Source organism: Plantibacter sp. M259, from assembly GCF_006065115.1.
Taxonomy (GTDB): Bacteria; Actinomycetota; Actinomycetes; order Actinomycetales; family Microbacteriaceae; genus Plantibacter; species Plantibacter auratus.
Genome location: NZ_CP040750.1, coordinates 1,358,710 through 1,372,710, shown reverse-complemented (window position 1 = coordinate 1,372,710; position 14,001 = coordinate 1,358,710). Strand labels below are relative to the sequence as shown.

The window sequence follows — 14,001 nt, the reverse complement described above, 5'->3', positions numbered from 1 at the left end:
TCTCAGGGTAGGGCTGGGGCGTCGGTCGTCGTTGCGCCGTCAGGCAGCGAAGACGTTCGGCGCCCGAGGAACACCGCATAGCCGAGCATGACGACGCAGGCCGCGCCGAGTCCGACGAGCGACCGGTCGTCGGTCGAGTCACCGCCGATGAAGCTGACGAAGTTCCAAGCGGCGTGCCAGGCGATCGCAGGCCAGAGGCTGCCCGTGAGCACGAGGAGTTGGGCGGCGACGAGGCCGAACAGGGCTGCGAAGGCCACCTGCAGGATGGAGGATCCGACGTCCGCACCGCCCGCGAGGTTCGCCAGGTGCAGGACGCCGAAGAGGACGGAACTGCCGATGACGGCAGTGCGGGTGCTGCGTGCGCGGAGGATCGCGAACACGATGCCGCGGAACCAGGTCTCCTCGTTCAGCGCGACGGCGGCGACGAGGACTCCGTACGCCGCGATGGTCGGTGCCTCGACCCGGATGCCTTGGGCGCCGAGGATGATCAGGACGGTGGCTGCGGCCGGGACGAACCACAGCGCGGCGCGCGCTCGCCGCGGACTCCGGAAGCCGAAGTCGCGGAATCGAGGCGGCGACAGGCGCATGACGACCAGGCCGAGGATCGCGGAGACGGCTGCTCCCGCGGCGAGCGTGAGGGCTGCTCCGGCCTCGCTCGCCCCGGAGAGTTGCGCTGCTGCTGACGCGCCGGCCGTGAACACCACGGGGACGAGCGCGAAGGCGATGGCGGCGAGCCACGGTGCGCGCAGGCGCCAGCTCGCGATGGGGTGGTTGCTGATCAGATCGGGCGTGGAGGTGGGCGATGAGAGAGTGGACACGCGGAAAGAATACATGTGTATTCCCATTGGCGTGGCTGCCGGATGCGGTCGGGTGCGGAGCGGCCCGCCGAGGCCGTCACTGAGCTCCACCGGTCACTGAGCTTGTCGAAGTGCGCCCTTCGACCGGCTCAGTAAGCGGGCTCGGCCGTGGGGACGCCCGCCTCACTCCACCGGCGGCAGCAGCTCGAACGCCAGCGGCTCGGTCGCGACCCCGTTCACCTGCAGCGCGATCCCGTGCGCACCCGGGTGGTAGCGGCGGGTGGTGATCGCTCGGAACGAGTGCTCGCGGGAGAGGAGGATGTGCTCGCCGGGAGCCAGTTCGGTCGTCGTCAGCTTGAACGTCTTCGTCGTCTGCGAGCCGTTCGCCTTCTGGTGGTGCACGACGTAGTCGATCGCCAAGCGGGCCGTCTCGGCACCGGTGTTGCGGACGGTCGCGACGAATCGGACCGAGCCTCCGAACGGGATGTGCGCGCTGTCGACCGCGAAACCCTCGACCTCCGTTGTCGCCGCGCCGAAGCCGAGGGCCGCGAGGGCGCCCGGGTTGCCGCGCTTCACGAGCGTGCGGAGCGCGTGGCGGACGAGCGCCGGGGTGTTGGCGTCGGGGTCGGCCAGCCAATGGTTCGCGGTCGCGACGACGAGGTCGGGGTCGTCGCGGCTGAGGTCGTTGAGGTGGTTGGCGACGGAGCGGCGCACGTACTCGCTCGGGTCGCGGTAGAGGGCGTCGAGGATCGGGACGGTGACGCCCGGGTTCGCCACGATCTCCCGAACGCGCACCGCCCACGGCAGGTAGGGGCGGGTGCCTTCGCTGGCGAGGCGGCGGATGTGCTCGTTGTCGGAGGTGGTCCAGTCGAGGACGATGGAGAGCGCGCGGTCGAGATCGTGGCGCAGGAGGGTGCGGATGGCGAACTCGGCGCTGAGGCGCTCGGTGAGTTCGGCGAGGAGTCGCATGGCGTCGTCGAAGGCGTCGGGGGTGCCCTCCTCGACCGCGCGGGCCGCGACGGCGCTCGTCACCGGCCAGATGAGCCAGCCGGTGAACGCGGGGTTCGACGCCTGGGCGGTGCGGATGACGCCGGCGAGCGTCGAGTAGTCGCCGGGAACGTCCTCGAGCAGGGCGTCGCGCAGGAGGTCGGCCCGCTCGCGGAGGGCGAGGCCGTCGAGCCGCTCGGCTGCTTGGGCCGTGGCCTCGAACGGCTTCCCTGGCGCGGCCTCCTGGAGCGAGTGGGTGAGGGTGCGGGCGACGGCGGTGCCGAGGAGCTCGTCTGCGAAGGGCATACGGTGATCATGGCGTGTGCCGCTGACAGGTGTGGTGCTGGGCCTGTGCCGAGTCGCCCGAAACTGTTCCGATCTCGCCCGATTCGCAACACATTCAGGCAACTCAGCGGGGTTGGACGCCGCGGCACTCGGCAATTCCGACGCCATCACCGAGGTCGGGTCGACACCCAACCGACCCAGTGTCAGACTCAAAACGTGACGATCGGCGACCGACAACAGCACTCCCAGCAGCTCAGCGGCGGGCTCCACGGAGCTGATCACGACCTCCTCGAACGCCTCAACGCGGCACATTCCGAAGCGCAGATGGTCGGATGGGACTTCTCACGGTTGGACGACGCGCTGATCTCCGACAGTCCATGGTGGGACTTCGAAGCGGACTGCCTGCGCGCGCTGCGTGACTCACGCATCGGAGCCCTGGATCTGGGAACGGGCGGTGGGGAGCGGTTGTCCGCGCTCCTGGAATCGCTCTCCCGCGAGTCCGCACGTCTGCCCCTGGTCGTCGCTACTGAAGGATGGCCACCCAACGTCCCCGTAGCGAGAGCGCAGCTCGCACCCCACCACGTCGCGGTGCTGCAGTACGACTCGGATGCCAGCGACGACCTCGGCCTCCCCGATCAGAGCCAGGATCTCGTGATGTCTCGGCACGAGTCCTACGACGCGGTCGAGGTCGCCCGCGTCTTGGCGCCCGGCGGCAGGTTCCTGACCCAACAGGTGGACGGCTTCGACGCACCCCAGATCCATGAATGGTTCGGGAGTGAGTACACCCACCCCGATGTCACCGTGGAAGCCCACGCGGAGGCTCTGCGGGAAGCGGGGATGCGGATCGACCAGGTCGACTCATGGGAGGGATCGATGCAGTTCAAGGATGCTGTCGCCCTCGTCACGTACATCGGCCTCGTCCCGTGGGACGCTCCCGACTTCACCGTGCAAGCGCATGCTCAGCGACTCTCCGAGCTGAACGCAGCAGCGCCCATCATCGTGACGCAGCGCCGGTTCCGGATCTACGCCACCAAGGAATAGCGGCCGACCGGCGTTCTGCCTCCGTTCACCCGGTCGCGATAGCCTGGCGCGCATGACTGCATCGCTGACTGCCCTGGCCGAAGAACTCACGCGTCGGGGCCTCGTCGCCTCGCCCGAGGTGGAGGACACGTTCGTCTACGGGCTCGCCCGCTTCGACGCGATCGACGCCGAGGTCATGCTCAACGTCGACCCCGAGCCCGAGGAGCAGGAGGGCGAGCCGGAGCCGGCGGCGCTCGCCGACTTGGCGCAGCGGGTCCTCTCGACGCCCGCGGCGGAGTGGAAGGTGCTGCTCGACCGCGTGGCGTCGGAGATCGAGGAGGCAGTCGAGTCGGACGAGGTCATCGAGACCGCCGACTTGCGCGACGACCTCGTGCTGCGCTCGGTGATCGTCTTCATCGACGCCGTGCTGCTCTCGTTCGACGCGCCGAAGCAGTTCCCCGACAGCTCGGTGCTCGTGCAGCTCGACGCCGACCTCGCGTTCGAGGCCGTCGAGGTCGAGCCCGACGAGGACGACGAAGAGGGCGTCGAGTCGATCAAGTTCTCGACCGTCGAGGAGCTCGTGCGTCGCCTCTCGATGTGAGTGCGGCGTGGGAGTGGCGGTACTGACTGCGAGTCGCCCGGTCAGTTGTGACGTTCGTGCCGCCCTGAGGCCGGTGCCGTCGACTTCGTGACGAGTTGTGACACCGGACGTTGGCCAGATATCGCGCTCACCGCCGACACTGTCCGCATGACTCTCCTCACGAACGACCTCGCCACCGTCACCGTCCCTGCCGTCTCCGCAACCGAGCGCGCCGACCGGCTCGCCGCCGCCGGCGCCTCCTGGTCCGAGCGGATCGCCTCTGCACCATCGAGTGCGGCGCTCACCTACCGCGTCTCCGGCTCCGGCGAGGGCTCGGTCGCGAGCGAGATCACCGCGGGCAGGCACCGCTTCCTCGTCGACGAGCCGGCCGCGCTGGCTGGGGACGATGTAGCCGCCAGCCCGGTGGAGTTCGCGCTCGGGGCGCTCATCTCCTGCCAGATCGTGGTCTACCGGCTGTATGCGAGCGCGCTGGGCATCCAGGTCGACGACATCAGTGTCGATGCGGAGGGCGACCTCGACGTGCGCAACCTCTTCGGCATCACTGACGAGATTCGCGCGGGGTTCTCGACGATCCGGCTGAACATCAGCATCAGCGGTCCCGAGACCGAGGACCGCTACCAGGAGCTGCGCGCCGCGGTCGATGCGCACTGCCCGGTGCTCGACCTGTTCCAGAACCCGACGCCGGTGGAGATCAGCGTCTCGAAAGGCTGATCGACCCTAGCTCCATTTCAGCGTGGCACGGTTCCAGACTCGTCCTGCGGCGCTGCCATCGAGTGCCGGCTCGATGAGCGATCGAGCCAGCGACTGTGCGTCATCGATGGTTCGGAACTGCTCGCAGGCGGGCACACCCTTCGCGAGCTTTGCATAATTGGCGCCCCAGTGCGGCGGCACGTGGAACGTGTGGGACAGGTCGAGCGATCGCATGCGTGCCTCAACCTGGAGAGCGGTTGTGAGCTTCGCGCCATCGATGTCCTGCGTCACGGCGAGCACGACGAGGTCGACCAGATCCTTCTCACGGCTCGACGGGCGGCCGTTGTAGAGCGAGAGTGTGGCGCACACCTTGTCCGCGATCTGATCGACGACCGAATACAACCGATAGGGGTGGTTGGCCAGCTTCGGCAGATCGAGCGCATTGGCTGGCGAGGCGAATTCCGGGTCGTCCGTGGTGATGGCGCTCGATACGAGGTCCACGTGGAGCTGGCCCTTGCGACTCGCCCCGATCGAGATGTCGAAGCTCACCCGGTATCCGTCGACCTAGGCCTGCTGGTCCCCACCGATCGACGGCACGTACCCGGTGTAGTCGAAGCGGAAGAAGTCTCCGAGGTCGGTCTCGGCGAGACGGCGAAGCTCGCTGAGAGCAGCATCGAGGGAATGACCGCTCCGAGTGAGGTCGACGTCGATGGTCGCCCGCGCCGATGCCACCCGCGCGAGCATCCCGGTGCCGCCCTTGAGGATCCAGCCGGACACGTGGCCTTCGGAGAAGACCCGGCTGAGGAATCGGTTGAAGTACTCGAGGCGAATACGCTCGCTCGTCGTCAGTGATGGATTCGAGCGAGACGTGTTGCGTGCGGCGGCGGCGATTGCGGACTCCACGGCTGCGGGCGTTGCATAGCGTTCCTGTCCGCTCACTCCTCGGCGCTCCGCTGAGTCCGTGATGTCGCCGTCGCGATGGAAGCCCAGTCATAGCCCTTGAGGGCTTTCGCTGTGTTCGCTTGCATGTCGGCCATGGCACGCGTGGACATCGCTGCGACGAGATCGCTCATCTGTTCGGCCTGTGATCGCATTGCTTTCCCGAAAATTGCGTTGATGCCATCGATATCCGGGAACATCCGCTTGAAATCGAACTCGGGCAGCTGGCTGAGGTAGTTCGCCGTGATGAGTGCCCCGAGGTCGGGGATGGCCGCCAGGTGTTTCGCAACCGACGCGGCGTCGATGCCTGCGATCTGCAGCAGCTCTTCGAGGAGCGCATCCCCATCACCCTTGCGGTGGCCGTTCCGTTCCGCGAGCGGGCTGAGGAGTTCGCTGAGGCGGTCGAGACCCAGACGGGACTGCTGCGCGGCATCGCGGAGGACGCCAGCGACGAGGCTGAGATCCTGTCGATCCTCGACCAGGTCTGCAATCGTCCGTTCTCGCGTCGTGACAGGAAGACCGTCGCGGACCACCACATCCTGCTTCGGAAGGGACCGAGTGCGGTACCGCACGTCGGTGCGCTGCGTCTGCTTGCGAGTAGGCGTCGTGAATTCGCTTCTGGAGGCGCGCAGATCGCCGATGGCATGGAGTCTGCTGGCCGACTCGCCGGACACGACTGCGGTGTTCGGCACGTCCTCGAGTCGCTCGTACGCGAGCTTCTTGGGTTCGATCGCGAGCCAGGCTGCGCGGAGCTCCTCGTGTTCGACGCTCGGCGCGCCAGCATCCCGATACACGCCCTGCGCCAGTCGGACCAGACTTCCTGACTCGGTCAGCCTGGTGAGGTTCATGTGGCTGATCCCGCGCGCGCCGGCCTGAGCGGAGGTGACCATGCCCCACTGGGAATTGGTCACCTCCGCGAGTGTGCGGAGCGACTCTTGGGAATGCATGCTTGGATTCTAACGCTCTGGGCGTTAGTTTCCAAGATTGCAAGCGCCCATCTGGTCGCTCTCGGCGAGCGCAGCCCGAGCTGGGTGCTCCGAAGGCACCTACTCGTTGAGGTCCATGCTCGAGGCGGAGCACGACGCCGAGGCGTATGCGCCGGTCGAGGTGTTCTCGGCGAGCACCTTGCCGTCGACGGTGATCTTGCAGGAGATGTCACCCGCGTCGTCGGCACCGTTCATCGCCATGACGTAGAACGAGCTGTAGTCGAAGGTGCCACCGGCCTTGATGGTGAACTCCTTGGTGAAGGGGAGCGCCTGGTCGTTGGCCTGCTCGGTGCCGCTGTTGCCGTCCGTGAACGTCATGTACGTGATCGACGAGGCGGCGGACGTGCCGGTCACCTCGTAGACCACGGTGACGTCGCGGTCGGCTTCGGCGGACGACTCAGCCTGCGCGGTCTTGATGCCTTCGCTCACGGCGCCGGCGAACCCGGCGGTGTAGGTGATCGCGAGGATGATGCTGAGGATCATCGCGATGAGCGACAGGACCGTGCCCGCGATGGCGAGGCCCTTCGACTTGTTCTTGAGGAAGAGGGCGATGATGCCGAGCACCAGGCCGACGAAGGCGAGGAAGCCGGAGACGAAGTTCACGAACGGGATGAACGCGCCGATGAGCGAGACGACACCGATGATGAGGGCGGCGAGTCCGAGACCGTTGCCGGTCTTCGCGGGCGGCGGCGTCGGCTGGCCGAAACCGGGCTGGCCGTAGGGTGCCTGGCCATAGGGCTGTTGGCCCTGGGGTGCCTGGCCGTACGGCTGCTGACCGTAGGGCTCCTGCGGTGACGGAGGCTGCTCGGGGTAGGACATGGTGGTGGTGCCTTTCTGCGGTGTGATCGGCCGGCGTGCTGGCGTCGGTCGGTGGTGCGGGGAAGCGAGTGGGAGGGCGCCTGGTCAGTGCTGCGTGCGCGACCCGGATGCCGGGCGGGTCAGTAGGGGTACGCGATGAGGCGTCGGTTCGCGGTGTCGACCTGGGACTGCATGGTGCAGAGGTCGATGATCCACCAGATGAAGGCGGCGAGGATCGCGACGAAGCCGATGCCGAAGACGCTCAGTGCCCAGCCGCCCCACCAGAGGGCGATGAAGCCGATCCCGGCGCCGACGTTGCCCAGATAGAACTGGTGAGCTCCGAAGCCGCCGAGGAGGATCGCCAGCAGGTAGCCGGTGCCGCTCTCCTTGAGCGGACGGGCATACGGGACCTGTGCCGGGTAGGGCTGGTGTGCGTAGGGCATGGGCGCATATGCGGCTGGAGCAGGGGGCGCTCCGTACTGCTGTGGTGCGGGAAGCATCGGCATTGGCCCGGTCGGAGCGAGCGGTGCAACGGCCGAGGTCCAGGCGGTGCCGTCCCAGTACTGCTGCTGACCGGGTCGCTGCGGGTTTGGGTACCAACCTGCCGGGATGTGTCCGGGCTGCTGGGGGACGAGCGTCATCGAGGTGCTTTCGGAGAGGGCATGCACCGGCGGGAGGTTCAGCGGGCAGGCGGCGAAGTCAGGTTCACGCCGTGAGGCCCCCTGTGTGTTCAGTCTGATGTCCGCACTGTGGGGGACATCAGTCCCAATGTAGGGCACGCGACCAACTTCGTAGAGGGGGTTATCCCCTGGTCTGGAAGCGGATCGCGTCCGCGCGGTCCCTCGTCCGCGACCTTGCTCCGCAGCGCCTGTTCACGGGTCGATCAGTCCGCGGGTCCACTGCCGAGCTCACGATGTTCAGTCCTGGGGTCGGCGGTCTCAATCGTCAGGCGGGCGATGGAGACTACTTGTTCTCCGTCACCCCATCGACACCCGACGCGGAGCACGCCACTGACGCGTACGCGCCGGTCGACGTCTGCTCGGCGACCACATCGCCGTCGACGGTGATCTTGCAGCTCACCGACCCGGTGTCCTCGGCGCCGTTGGTCGCGACGAGGGAGAACGCGGTGAAGTCGGTGTCGCTGCCGGCCTTGACGGCGAGTTCCTTGATGAACGGGAGCGCCTGACCGGTGGACTGCTCCGTGCCGTTGGTGCCCGCCGTGTAGGTGGAGTAGACGATCGAGGCGTCGGTCGCGGTCCCGTTGACCTCGTAGACGACGGAGATCTCCTTGTTGGCCGCCTCGGAGGACTTCGCTTCGGCGGTCTTGACGGCGTCGCCGATGAGCCCGGCGAACCCGGCCGTGTACGTGATCGCGAGGATGATGCTCAGGACGATCGCGATGGCCGAGACGATCGTGCCGGCGACGGCGAAGCCCTTCTTCCGGTTCTTCAGGCACAACGCGATGATGCCGAGCACGAGGCCGACGAGTCCGACGAACCCGGCGACGTAGTTCAGGATCGGGATGAACGCCCCGATGAGCGCGAACCCGCCGACGATGAGGGCAGCGATGCCGAGTCCGTTGCCGCGCTTGCCGGTCTTCACGGGAGCCGGTCCGGGCACCGGCAGCGGGTAGGGCTGGTTCTGGGCGGGCGGCTGATTCGAAGTGGACATGCGCGTGGTGCCTCTCTGCTGCGTTGGTTCCACCGTACCGAGGTCGACGCTCTGGATCACTGCCGTCTTCGGTTCGCGGTCCATGCCGACAGCGAAGGGGTGGGGCATGTCCGCCCCACCCCTTCGTAGACCAGCGCTGGTCGCTACCGGCTCGCGTCGCGGACGAGTGCCGTGTCGACGAACTGCTCGAAGCGCAGGATGAGTCCACCGCGGACGACGAAGTGGTGGGCCACCCGGGCGTTCAGTTCCTTGCCCGTGCCGCGGTGCGTCGCCGTGTACCGCGCGAGCACCACGACGTTCTCGCCGTCGACCACGTAGGTGTCGTCGTGCGCGGTCCAGTCAGCCCAGTCCGCGCCGAGTCGTTCCATCACGTTGCTCGTGACGCCCTCCGGCGTCCGGTACGTTCCGGCGAGCGGGAAGCCGGCCATCTCGGTCCACTCGACGTCTGGGGCGAGGGTCGCGCGCAGTGCGTCGAGGTCGCCGGCAGCGGAGGCGAGGTACTGCCTCCGCACGACGTCCCGTGGTCCCGAGGACGGCTCGGTCGCGGTGGTGTCGTTCAGCCCCATGTCATCTCACCCTTCGCGACCTTCGGTCCGATCTGAGCGGCGATGAGCATGCCCGAGGACGGGTACTGCTCGACGAGCGCCTGCGTCGCGGCAGCGCCATCGGCGGACGCTGCGACGATCGTCTCGAACGCCTGCAGGTACGAGCGCGTGTAGTCGATGGCGGTCGCGTCGTTCGCGGTGTCGGGGAGGCGGTGGCCGGCGATCACGAGCTGCGGGTCGAGGGCCTGCATCTCGTCGAGGAGCTCGATCCACGCCGCGCGGAGTTCCGGCGTCGACGTGTCTGCGGTCCACACGTGCTCCTGCTGGAAGAGGAGGACGCCACCGAAGATGGCGCGGTGTTCCGCGTTCCAGAGGTACTGGCGGTCCGGGAGGGCGACTGAGGCGCCCTTGAGCTCGAGGCGCTGGCCGTCGACGACGAGTGCGTCGCCGCGGAGCGGGGTGAGGGGGACGAGCCGGGTCGGCAGGTTCGCGCCGAGGGAGGCCCAGGCGGTCAGTTTGCCGTCGAACGACGCGTTGATGTGCTCGATGACGATGGGGGTGGCGACGAGTGCTGCGTCGGGGAAGGCGTCCGCGACGACCTCGAGGCCGAAGTAGAAGTCGGGGTCGGCGTGGCTGACGAACACCGTGGTGAGCGTCTTGCTGGAGTCGAGGATGGCCGCGACGAGGCGGTGGCCGTCGGCACGGGTGAAGCCGGCATCGACGAGGAGTGCCTCGGTTTCGCCGGTCACGAGGACGGCGGACTTGTTCTTCGAACCCGCGGGGAAATCGAGGTCGAAGACGTCGAAGTTAAGCGTCATGGTGGTGGATCCTTCGGTTGGACGAGGCTCGGTGCGCCCGAGTCGATGCCGCGGTGCGGCCTACATGAAGCTACAACAAAAGCTGACTCGTCAGCTATTCCCGATCCTTGGATGAAGACCTCCCGACCGGTCGGCGGCCTGCCTCCAGCGTCTACTGTGGAGAGGTGACGACTGAGAACGAGTTCGCTTCGGCGAAGGATGCGGCGAGTGATGCGCGCATCCTGGTGTTCGGTCGTCTGCTGGGCGCGGCGAACGGCCTCGAGTATCTGCTGGGCAAGGAGCTCGAGGAGCAGACGGGCCTCAGTCATTCGCTGTTCGAGCTGTTACTGATCGTCGGTCGGGCGGGTGCTGGTGGGCTGTCGGTGCGGGACATCGCACAGGCGAAGGTCGTCACGTCCGGTGGGGCGACGCGGCTCGTGCATCGCGCCGTTGAGCAGGGGTTGGTGAGTCGCCGGGCCTCTGCCGAGGATGGCCGGGTGCAGCTCATCGAGCTGACGGCGGAGGGTGAGCGGGCGGTCGTCGAGGCTGCTGGTCTGCATGCTCGGAACATCGAGCGCCTGATGCTGTCCGTCCTGCCGGCTGAGAACCGCGCGGTCTTCGAGGAGTCGGTGAAGACGTTGAGCAAGCACGCCTCGGGGGCGCTGCCGGTGATGCCGTAGGGCAGGTCGGCTCGTGTGTGATCCGCCGGATTCGGTGCCTGCCCTCTGGCTCGCCGAGCACCCGTTTGGTTAGGCTCGGCGCATGAGTAGCGATGTCCCTCTCGTCCCGGGCGAAGACGCCTTCCCACTCCACATCTTCGACGCCCTCGGCTTGGACCCGGTGGTGTTCAAGGACCGCATTGGCGGATCGGTGATGGTGATCGAGAAGCGCCCTGAGGATGGGCCGGTGACCATCCTCACTTCAGGGGTGTCTCGGCTCGCGACCGACTCCGGCGAACGGATCGAGCTCGCTGTGGAGGTCGTCGACGGTCAGCAGGGTGCCGCGATGGTCGCGCTGCGCATCGTGATCAACGAGATCGCGACCAACCGCCGGGTGCCACCGGTGCTTGCGCCGTGGCGCAACGGCACGCCGTTCCTCAACGGGACAGCGATCTCCGCGCTCCTGGTGACGCCGTCGCGCTGGGGAGCATCCTTCGACGAGATCCGTAACGAGGCCGGCCAGGTGGTAGGACACGTGCGGACCCTGCGGTTGCTCACGGACGGTGAGGCCGCGGTCGCGGGGGAGCGTGGGTGGGACGCGCTCGTTGCCGAGGTGGGGTCGGTGGATGCGTTGCTGGATGTTGAGCGGGGTGAGCGGTTCTAGCTTCAGAATCACTCGAAGGTTCACATCGCGCGTTGATCGGCTCTCCCGAGAGATGCGCCACTCCGATAGACGGCGGACCACCGCGATCCACCGGCCTCAGCTCCATGTCTCCACCACCACATCTGGGTCGACACGCATAGTGCTCAGCTTGGGCCGTTGGGCTTGGTGCCGGACCAGGACGGTGGGTACCCGTCGGTGTCGAACTGAGTAATGGCGCCGGGCCGCGCAGAACGATCACGCTGGATGTCTTGACGAACGCCTGACGGAAGGCGCGGCTCAGGCGCGACGGTGTCCGAAGATCCGATCCGCTCCTTCACGGTTGTCAGCCTAGGTTGACGAGCAGCCGGCTGACTGCTGTCCGCAAACCGCAGGTGGACTGCCGTCGACCGGGCCTCCGACGGCCGATTCCGTCGATCGAGCACACGTGTGAACATGCCGCCGGAATCAATAGACAATTGACTAGTGAGCGCTGCGCAGGTCAACCTCACCAGACGCTCGTGTTCGGCAGGTGTCCTGATCGCTGCCGCAACAACAGTCGCTAACTGAAACGCTCGCTTTCACGACATGGGTATGCCATCCAGCCTCACGAAAGACGGTCTCCACATCCTTCAAGGTGAGGTAGGGGCACCGGTCCCGCGCATCCGTGCTCGAAGAGACGGCTCGAGAGTGGCAAGGTCGACCATAAGTGCCGAGAGACTGGACTGGGTGCGAGGTCGGAGGCCGAATAGGCAATCGCTAAGCACAATGCGACCAACTTCGATCAGCCTAGGCGCGTGCCACTTTCCAACTCGCCCGAAGACGACCAGCGGGGCATCGTCAGCTAGGCGATCAGGGGCGAAACGCTGCAAGACCATTGAACTGAGATCAGTGGTATGGATGAATGGGGCGCTGGGCTCCATGCCCTCAACGGCGCCGAGAGAATGCAGCGAAACCCGGCCACGAACCACTTCGAGACACCGACACGAAGTGTCACGAGGCGCGGTCGATGATGGCTTGGTCGGAACAGAATCAAGTCTTCTGGTGGATACCTCCTGGAGCCTTCGGATTCGCACGATAGAGGTGGCTACGCGTGCGCCGCGAAACGACGAGGTACCCAAGCGCTCGAGCCGATCAACACTATAGGCGGCAGCGATCTCCGCCCAGAGACCGAGGTGGCGTTCCGCATCCAGCGCACCATCGGGGAGAATTGCATAGAACCCATGGACCGGATCCAATGACTTTACGACCTCTGTCAGGAAGTGGACAGATGGCGAGACACGCCCCCGAAAACCCCCATAGTCGATGAGAGCTCCGCCGTTGCCACGATAGGAGAACGGCGGATTCATGACCACGGCATCGAGGTTTTCGCGTGCCGCACGCCAGGCGAGGGTTGAAGCGCGAGATCTCGCTGAAAGCAAGTCCGCTGTGCTGACAGCCCAGTGAGAATGAGTCGAACGAAGCCGCCGCACCGCCTCTGGGTTGACATCAAGCCCAAGTAGATCAACAGCAGTTCCAAATCTCTTCTCCACCGCGCTGAGCAGCGCCCCACCGCCGACCGAAGGATCTAGTACTGGGCCGGCAACAGTCCCGGGAAGGGCACTGGCTAGAGCTTCCGCCGCCCACTGAGGCGTGTAGAACGCGTCAACCGTTCCGCGTTTAGAGGCCATGGGAGGCTGCCATGTCAGCAAGGAAGCCACTCACTTCGTAAACGTAAACGCCGCGAGTTCCGCGTGTTCTACCACGAGAACGTTGTGGATGGTCGTACACAATCTCTGCGCCAACGGGATTCTTGATCGCATAGAGAATCGCGCCAAGCGCGTGGGGCTTGGTGCCGATAGGAGCTATGCGCACGTGCTGAGCACCGATGCGCGAGTGGATTCGCTCGAGTGCCCGATACGCCTCAAACGGACAGCTCGCCTGCGCAAACTCGATCCGTTGATCCATGTGCTCGAGCGAAAGGATATTTTGATTCGCGATATACGCGGTCGAGGGATATTCGATGCGAAAACCCGGCGAACCAACTATGGGGTAAGCCCGAGAAACCTCTACCTCCTCCTGATCCACAATATGACTTAGCCGCGCGCCTTCAAAGCCAAGGAGTGGAATGAAATGCCCCTCATCTCCTACACGCCTCGCGACCTGAGCAAAGCCAGGTAGTGGCTCGATACCCCGCCCTCCGCTGAGGTCGTAAACGAAGCCGGGTAGGTCGCTCTTGCGATAGTCGTCGGGCTCGGCATAGACAGCCAAGAAGTCCGATCCTGATTGCACGAGCGACCTGACCAGCGGGGCCCAAACGCGGTTCTCAAGGCTGGTAAGGTCGATAGCGATGGTTCCTTCAATGTCCCCGAGGAGTGATTGGATCTGCTCTACTTCGAACAAGTTGACCGAAGTATTGTAGGCATGAAACATGCACGTCGCGTCATCAATTTGCTCGACGCGACACGCAACGGTCGGAGAGGTCTCGGGGAATGCCGCCGCGATCGTCAGGGCTCGCTCCTCCTCGATGTCCGATCCGAAAAACAGGTGCGCGATGCCTAGATCGTTCAGAGAGGCGAGGTCCACGCGCCGAGTGAAGGTGGGGTC

General features: G+C 66.1%; 15 protein-coding genes and 1 pseudogene. 5 read left to right on the top strand and 11 right to left on the bottom strand.

Translation table 11 applies throughout. The features are described from left to right. Nucleotides 1-2: 2 nt before the first annotated feature. The gene (locus FGL15_RS06215; RefSeq protein ID WP_138945377.1) at nucleotides 3-818 is read right to left on the bottom strand and encodes a CPBP family intramembrane glutamic endopeptidase; all 816 of its coding nucleotides are present in this window, start codon (nucleotides 816-818) and stop codon (nucleotides 3-5) included. Nucleotides 819-980: 162 nt separating this feature from the next. Beyond that, nucleotides 981-2,090, bottom strand: coding sequence for a DNA alkylation repair protein (locus FGL15_RS06210; protein WP_138945376.1), 1,110 nt, complete (start codon nucleotides 2,088-2,090; stop codon nucleotides 981-983). Between the two features lie 195 nt (nucleotides 2,091-2,285). Between FGL15_RS06210 and FGL15_RS06205 the strand changes: the two genes are divergently transcribed. The 3 genes from FGL15_RS06205 to FGL15_RS06195 all read left to right on the top strand — a co-directional run bounded on the left by FGL15_RS06205 (nucleotide 2,286) and on the right by FGL15_RS06195 (nucleotide 4,401). Further along, nucleotides 2,286-3,110: a class I SAM-dependent methyltransferase gene (locus FGL15_RS06205; RefSeq protein WP_240773818.1), complete on the top strand. Its 825-nt coding sequence runs from the start codon at nucleotides 2,286-2,288 to the stop codon at nucleotides 3,108-3,110. Nucleotides 3,111-3,162: 52 nt separating this feature from the next. Beyond that, nucleotides 3,163-3,690, top strand: coding sequence for a cytochrome C5 (locus FGL15_RS06200; protein WP_138945375.1), 528 nt, complete (start codon nucleotides 3,163-3,165; stop codon nucleotides 3,688-3,690). 147 nt (nucleotides 3,691-3,837) lie between these two features. After that, complete coding sequence (locus tag FGL15_RS06195) at nucleotides 3,838-4,401, top strand: OsmC family protein (protein WP_138945374.1); 564 nt, start codon at nucleotides 3,838-3,840, stop codon at nucleotides 4,399-4,401. Nucleotides 4,402-4,407: 6 nt separating this feature from the next. Here FGL15_RS06195 and FGL15_RS06190 read toward each other — a convergent pair. From FGL15_RS06190 to FGL15_RS06155, 7 genes and pseudogenes are all read right to left on the bottom strand, one after another. After that, nucleotides 4,408-5,283 (bottom strand): annotated as a pseudogene (locus tag FGL15_RS06190) (nucleotidyl transferase AbiEii/AbiGii toxin family protein). A gap of 32 nt (nucleotides 5,284-5,315) precedes the next feature. Continuing rightward, nucleotides 5,316-6,266 (bottom strand): type IV toxin-antitoxin system AbiEi family antitoxin domain-containing protein, encoded by a 951-nt coding sequence (locus tag FGL15_RS06180; RefSeq protein ID WP_138945371.1) that lies wholly within the window; start codon nucleotides 6,264-6,266, stop codon nucleotides 5,316-5,318. 99 nt (nucleotides 6,267-6,365) lie between these two features. Continuing rightward, a complete protein-coding gene (locus tag FGL15_RS06175; RefSeq protein WP_138945370.1) occupies nucleotides 6,366-7,124 on the bottom strand; it encodes an MmpS family transport accessory protein in 759 nt (252 codons plus the stop codon). Nucleotides 7,125-7,243: 119 nt separating this feature from the next. Further along, nucleotides 7,244-7,744, bottom strand: a complete 501-nt coding sequence (locus tag FGL15_RS06170; protein WP_138945369.1) for a DUF2510 domain-containing protein — start codon at nucleotides 7,742-7,744, stop codon at nucleotides 7,244-7,246. Nucleotides 7,745-8,066: 322 nt separating this feature from the next. After that, nucleotides 8,067-8,774, bottom strand: coding sequence for a DUF4190 domain-containing protein (locus FGL15_RS06165; RefSeq protein WP_168223335.1), 708 nt, complete (start codon nucleotides 8,772-8,774; stop codon nucleotides 8,067-8,069). 143 nt (nucleotides 8,775-8,917) lie between these two features. Next, on the bottom strand, nucleotides 8,918-9,340 hold the full coding sequence (locus FGL15_RS06160; protein ID WP_138945367.1) for a nuclear transport factor 2 family protein: 423 nt from the start codon (nucleotides 9,338-9,340) through the stop codon (nucleotides 8,918-8,920). Then, nucleotides 9,331-10,137 carry an MBL fold metallo-hydrolase gene (locus FGL15_RS06155; protein ID WP_138945366.1) on the bottom strand — a complete coding sequence of 269 codons (807 nt, stop codon included), beginning with the start codon at nucleotides 10,135-10,137 and terminating at the stop codon, nucleotides 9,331-9,333. The genes FGL15_RS06160 and FGL15_RS06155 overlap by 10 nt, the downstream gene beginning before the upstream one ends. A gap of 164 nt (nucleotides 10,138-10,301) precedes the next feature. Here FGL15_RS06155 and FGL15_RS06150 point away from each other — a divergent pair, with 164 nt between their 5' ends. Together FGL15_RS06150 and FGL15_RS06145 are read left to right on the top strand one after the other, a co-directional pair. After that, nucleotides 10,302-10,796: a MarR family winged helix-turn-helix transcriptional regulator gene (locus FGL15_RS06150; RefSeq protein WP_138945365.1), complete on the top strand. Its 495-nt coding sequence runs from the start codon at nucleotides 10,302-10,304 to the stop codon at nucleotides 10,794-10,796. Nucleotides 10,797-10,878: 82 nt separating this feature from the next. Continuing rightward, complete coding sequence (locus FGL15_RS06145) at nucleotides 10,879-11,439, top strand: suppressor of fused domain protein (RefSeq protein WP_138945364.1); 561 nt, start codon at nucleotides 10,879-10,881, stop codon at nucleotides 11,437-11,439. 608 nt (nucleotides 11,440-12,047) lie between these two features. On the opposite strand, the gene FGL15_RS21450 is transcribed toward FGL15_RS06145, so the two are convergent. Further along, nucleotides 12,048-13,085, bottom strand: coding sequence for a methyltransferase (locus FGL15_RS21450; RefSeq protein WP_138945363.1), 1,038 nt, complete (start codon nucleotides 13,083-13,085; stop codon nucleotides 12,048-12,050). Next, complete coding sequence (locus FGL15_RS06135) at nucleotides 13,075-13,980, bottom strand: hypothetical protein (RefSeq protein WP_138945362.1); 906 nt, start codon at nucleotides 13,978-13,980, stop codon at nucleotides 13,075-13,077. Before FGL15_RS06135 ends, FGL15_RS21450 begins: the two co-directional genes overlap by 11 nt. Between the last annotated feature and the right edge of the window lie 21 nt (nucleotides 13,981-14,001).